Annotated in this window: 1 protein-coding gene; it reads right to left on the bottom strand. The window is 46.8% G+C overall.

Features of this window, described 5'->3' with window-relative positions:
* Nucleotides 1–190: 190 nt before the first annotated feature.
* Nucleotides 191–1,423 carry an MFS transporter gene (locus AC5V8P_RS25540; RefSeq protein ID WP_064797221.1) on the bottom strand — a complete coding sequence of 411 codons (1,233 nt, stop codon included), beginning with the start codon at nucleotides 1,421–1,423 and terminating at the stop codon, nucleotides 191–193.
* Nucleotides 1,424–1,431 lie beyond the last annotated feature (8 nt).

Here is a 1,431-nt window from a genome sequence, read left to right as displayed (position 1 = left end):
CAAAGAGAGAGTTTTCGTTTATAAAGAAAATACAATGATATATATCACATGATTTTGATGGGTATGCCTTTTTTACCCTATTCATAGGTTTTATTCTGGAAATCCGGGGGCGGTTGCGATAGGAAGTACCATCCGACTGCGCAGTGGCACAACAGGTAACTTTTAAGTTCGGTTTTAGTTTGATGTTGTATTATGCTTCCCGCTTCAGCGGATCGTTCTGACGGCGGCGAATGAGCAGGGAGGCGATAAGTCCCACAGACAGAACAGCCGCCAGCAGCATAAATGTAGTCATCTGATTGCCGCCATTGCCCATCAAACGAATGGAAAGCATAGGTGCTAGACTCGTACCGACAAACAGAATGAAGGTATACAGTGAGACGGCTATGGCCCTTGCTGCACCGCTGAGCTGGCCAACTATTGTAATAAGTGAAGGGACACTCAGGGCAATGCCGCTGACAAAACATACACTTAATACCACGATAGCTGTTAGAGAGTGCGTCATTCCCATCAGCGCCAAGCTGAGGATGGAAAGAAGAAGAGCTGTACGTAATATGAAATGCACACTGAATTTCAGTGCCAATTGTCCAGCGAGTGGGGAGAGCAGCATGCCGATGATGCCAGCGGATCTGACGTAAAGCATCTGTCTGCTATTCAGGCCAAATTCGGGATTGCCAAGGTAGCTTCCTAAAACTGTATACATGCTCACAAAGGACATCAGAAGAACAAAAGCGATCGTGTAACTTAGCCATAAAGGATACGAACGCAGAACAGTCCCCAACTGGCCGAAGGCTGCCCAAATGCGGACCCCTCGTTGCGAGGAGGGAGCTTTAGGCAGGAAAAAAAGAACGATCAGGAAGGTGATCGCGTACACCATACCTAGTATCTGAAATACCATATTCCATCCAATTTGTTCGCTGATAGCAATACTAAATACCTGTCCAGCAATACCCGCCACAAGAAAACCAGTGCTGATAAAGCCGATAGCCGTTACCCGTTTTTCAGTGGGAAACATATCAACGGCGTATGCGAGAGCAACGGGGGAGAAGGTGGCTGCAGCCAAACCCTGAAGCAAGCGCAGCGCAACTAATACCGAATACTGATGGGTTAAGCCGAGAGATAACGACAGGATCGTCAATGCGAGAAGTCCGGCAACGATAACCTGCTTGCGTCCAAAGCGATCAGATAATCCTCCATAAATAAGACATCCCGCTGCAAAGCCCAAGGAAAAGATACTTCCCGGCAGAGCTGCTTCAGCTAGTGGTTTTCCAAATACTTTAGCAAAGAGAGGAACCAAAGGGATCGTCACATACAGGCTGGACATCACAGCAATCGCTGACCAGCATAGGATTACAATCATCCATGTATAAGGGAGAGCAACATTTTCCTTCTGTGTAACGTTATTATTTGTTCGTAATTGACTCATCAATGGAA

This window comes from Paenibacillus sp. N119s (assembly GCF_059447605.1).
The sequence above is the reverse complement of the archived record's forward strand: the minus strand, read 5'-3'. Positions and strand labels throughout refer to the sequence as shown.

What these genes read in the sequence shown, in the direction of transcription:
- AC5V8P_RS25540 (WP_064797221.1), bottom strand. Translation starts at nt 1,423, where the DNA reads ATGAGTCAATTACGAACAAATAATAACGTTACACAGAAGGAAAATGTT.